The organism is Actinomycetota bacterium (genome assembly GCA_035759705.1).
In the GTDB taxonomy this organism is placed as follows: domain Bacteria; phylum Actinomycetota; class CADDZG01; order JAHWKV01; family JAHWKV01; genus JAJCYE01.
On record DASTUJ010000115.1, the window covers coordinates 1 to 2,016 of the forward strand.

Annotated in this window: 3 protein-coding genes and 2 tRNA genes; 4 read left to right on the top strand and 1 reads right to left on the bottom strand. The window is 70.4% G+C overall.

What is annotated here, in order from left to right; translation table 11 throughout:
- A partial coding sequence (locus VFV09_07890; protein ID HEU4867633.1) for a sigma-70 family RNA polymerase sigma factor occupies positions 1-468 on the top strand: 468 nt, incomplete at its 5' end.
- On the opposite strand, the gene VFV09_07895 is transcribed toward VFV09_07890, so the two are convergent.
- Positions 450-752 (bottom strand): hypothetical protein, encoded by a 303-nt coding sequence (locus tag VFV09_07895; GenBank protein HEU4867634.1) that lies wholly within the window; start codon positions 750-752, stop codon positions 450-452. The genes VFV09_07890 and VFV09_07895 overlap by 19 nt on opposite strands.
- 83 nt (positions 753-835) lie before the next feature.
- On the opposite strand from VFV09_07895, the gene VFV09_07900 reads away from it, so the two are divergent.
- From VFV09_07900 to VFV09_07910, 3 genes are all read left to right on the top strand, one after another.
- Positions 836-908 (top strand) — tRNA-Asn (locus VFV09_07900).
- Between the two features lie 26 nt (positions 909-934).
- Positions 935-1,008: transfer RNA gene (locus tag VFV09_07905), tRNA-Ile, on the top strand.
- A gap of 4 nt (positions 1,009-1,012) precedes the next feature.
- Positions 1,013-1,801, top strand: a complete 789-nt coding sequence (locus tag VFV09_07910) for a hypothetical protein (protein ID HEU4867635.1) — start codon at positions 1,013-1,015, stop codon at positions 1,799-1,801.
- The last annotated feature ends 215 nt before the right edge of the window (positions 1,802-2,016 follow it).

The following is a 2,016-nucleotide window of genomic DNA, read 5'->3' on the forward strand; positions in this document are numbered from 1 at the left end:
ATCAACACCGTGCTGCGGATGCAGCGCCTCCTGCTCCAGGAGATCGGCCGCGAGCCCACCGTCGAGGAGGTGGCCGACAAGGTCGGCATGCCCCCGGCGCGGGTGCGCGAGATCCAGCGCATCGCCCAGGAGCCGGTGTCGCTGGAGACCCCGGTGGGCTCCGAGGACGACAGCCACCTGGGCGATTTCATCGAGGACCAGCAGGCCGTCGCCCCCGCCGACGCCGCCACCCGCGCCCTGCTCTCGGAGGCGGTGGGGGAGGCGCTCGAGGAGCTCACCGAGCGCGAGCGCCAGGTCGTGCGCCTGCGCTTCGGGCTCGACGACGGGCAGATCCGGACCCTCGAAGAGGTGGGCAAGGAGTTCGGCGTGACCCGCGAGCGCATCCGCCAGATCGAGGCCAAGACCCTCGCCAAGCTGCGCCACCCCATCCGCAGCCAGAAGCTGCGGGACTACCTCGACGAGGAGTAACCCCCGAGGTCGGTGACCTCGGCGGCACTGCCGTTGGAGTTGCCCTCGGTGCGCGACTCGACCACGGCGCGGGCTTTTTCGACCCCTTCTTCGACCGCGGACTTCGCCTTTTCCGCCGCCTCTTCGACTTTGGCCTTCGCCAATTCGGTGACCTCTTCGTAGGCCTCCGATCGCTTGATCTTGGCGACGGTCCTGTTGATCTGGTCATAACGCTGGCGGCCGGCCTTCGCACCGAGGTAATACCCGGTCGCCATTCCTGTCACAAACCCCAAACGGAATCTCATGGCTCTGTTGTACCCCGGGACGCAAGCGTCGATGTGTTGGAACTCCGGGAGGCGGTGCCGGCGCTGCTACGATCGTCGACGATTCCGGGGTAGCTCAATCGGCAGAGCACCGGCCTGTTAAGCCGTTTGTTGTGGGTTCGAGTCCCACCCCCGGAGCGAGACCACTAGGTTCGACCCCCACGGGGCCCGTAGCTCAGTCGGTCAGAGCAGCGGACTCATAATCCGTCGGTCGCTGGTTCGATCCCAGCCGGGCCCACCCCGTGCGCGCTGGACCTGCCCTCGCCGTCGCTGCCGCCGCGCTCGTCGCCGGCGCGTGCAGCACGGGCGACCGGAGCTCCTTCCAGACCCGGGAGACGACGTCGACCTCGGCGGTGCGCTCCTCCTCGACGACGGCCGCGCCGGCGCCGTCGAGCACCACGACGATCGTCCCGGCGGGGTCGGTCAGCTTCCGGGTGAGCGGCTTCTCACTGCCGGACGTGCGGGCCGGCGGCACCGGTTTGCGCGTCCTCGTTCGGTCGTCGTCGGAGCGCCTGACCGTGCGCCGGCGGGGTGGGGGAGGGGCGGTGTCGGCGTGCCCGATCACCCTCTCGATTCCCTCCCCGAACGACGGCGCCTGTGCCGACCTGCCCGCCGGCGGGACGGTGGAGCTGCCCTTCCTCGGAGGGGTCGAGCTGCGGGCCACCGGCGCGCCGGCGACGGTCGAGGAGGTCGCCGTGAGCTACGTGCCGGCCAGCCGGGCCACCACGGTCGTCACCCCGTCGCGCCCCGCCGGCGCCTGCCAGGCGACGGCGTGCGAGGCCACGTTCGCGCTGGTCCCCGGCGGGGCCGGCGCCTTCGTCCTGACCGGGCAGGCGGGCGGCGGGCGACCCCGGCTGGTGCTGACCGCGGTTGGAGCCGGCGTTTCCAACAGGACCCTCGCGACGGTCGAAGGAGGCGGATCTCTTTCCATCAGGGCCACCCTGGAGGCGGCTTCGGAGGCCCGGCTGCTCCATCAGGAGCAGGGACCGGGCCCCATCGCCCCGGTGACGGCAGAAATTCTTTGGCCCTGACTTCTTGTGGATAAGCCCGGGGACCGGCGGCGCTAGGTAGGGGAGGGCGCTCCAACGGGATCCGTTGGTGCTTTCCAACACCCTCCAACAGGGGGAAAAGCCCAGGTCAGAGGGCCAAAGGTCCCTTGGCAGCCCCGTCCGGTCGTGATTTACTTCCCTCGTCCCTGCGGTGGTCCACGACCGCCGCGCTCGCAGCCCAACGAAGGCGGCCGGTT

Excerpts from the sequence above, each read along its gene's own strand:
- VFV09_07895 (HEU4867634.1), bottom strand. The coding sequence starts at position 752 with ATGAGATTCCGTTTGGGGTTTGTGACAGGAATGGCGACCGGGTATTAC.